Here is a 713-nt window from a genome sequence, read left to right as displayed (position 1 = left end):
CTGCGGTGTTGCCCAAAATGCTTGTCGCCGACGATGTCGCGCGGGCCGCCTTCGCCTTTTGGGGACCAGTGTCCGAACTCCAGTCGAGCTCTGGGCGCTACAAAGTTCCCGCCGGGCTTGTCGGGGCGAAGGTGCGCGCCTTCCTGGACGTCGTGGAGAAATCCTTCCCAGACAGGGCATTTCTGCCGCCTGCGTGACGCGGGTGCGCGGTTCCGACGCACATTCGGAAATAATCGCCAAGAAAATGCAACGCCCCTGAAGGGTCAGCGTGCAAGAAAACGTTCGAGATTGCTGCGGACGATAAGGCGGTGGAACGGGGCAATCGTCATCAGGTACACGCGGCCCGGCAGATTATGGCAGTGCACGGCCGTGGTCATGATAAGGACGCGCTTCTCCTCGTCCGTCGTGACCCGTACCAGGACTGAGGCTCTAAAATCGAGGTGCCGGTCGTCTTCCCCCAGCACAAGCTCCCGCTCCGAACGCGCCAGGACCGGAAAGAACGCCACGGTCGCGCGACCTTCGGACTCGGCATCCTGCCGTATCCGCCGAGAGGATTTTACGCCGCCCGCCGAGACGACGGCGTCGCGGAGGCGGAGCAGCACCCGAAACCAGGCCGGTGGGTGTTCCAGGGCCTCGCGCGCCAGGGCCTCGATATCATGGGGCGCCTCGTCGGGCAGCATGATGGCATAGGCGTCGACCAGATCCGCACCGAC

At 64.1% G+C, this 713-nt stretch carries 1 protein-coding gene and 1 pseudogene; one reads left to right on the top strand and one right to left on the bottom strand.

Features of this window, described 5'->3' with window-relative positions; all coding sequences use genetic code 11:
• Window positions 1-197, top strand: a pseudogene (locus RT91_RS22220) (LysR family transcriptional regulator); the annotation flags it as partial.
• A gap of 66 nt (window positions 198-263) precedes the next feature.
• Here the strand turns inward: RT91_RS22220 and RT91_RS19970 are convergent.
• A partial coding sequence (locus RT91_RS19970) for a DUF2867 domain-containing protein (RefSeq protein ID WP_035189857.1) occupies window positions 264-713 on the bottom strand: 450 nt, incomplete at its 5' end.

The sequence above is a fragment of the Acidiphilium sp. JA12-A1 genome, from assembly GCF_000724705.2.
GTDB classification, from domain to species: domain Bacteria; phylum Pseudomonadota; class Alphaproteobacteria; order Acetobacterales; family Acetobacteraceae; genus Acidiphilium; species Acidiphilium multivorum.
The sequence above is the reverse complement of the archived record's forward strand: the minus strand, read 5'-3'. Positions and strand labels throughout refer to the sequence as shown.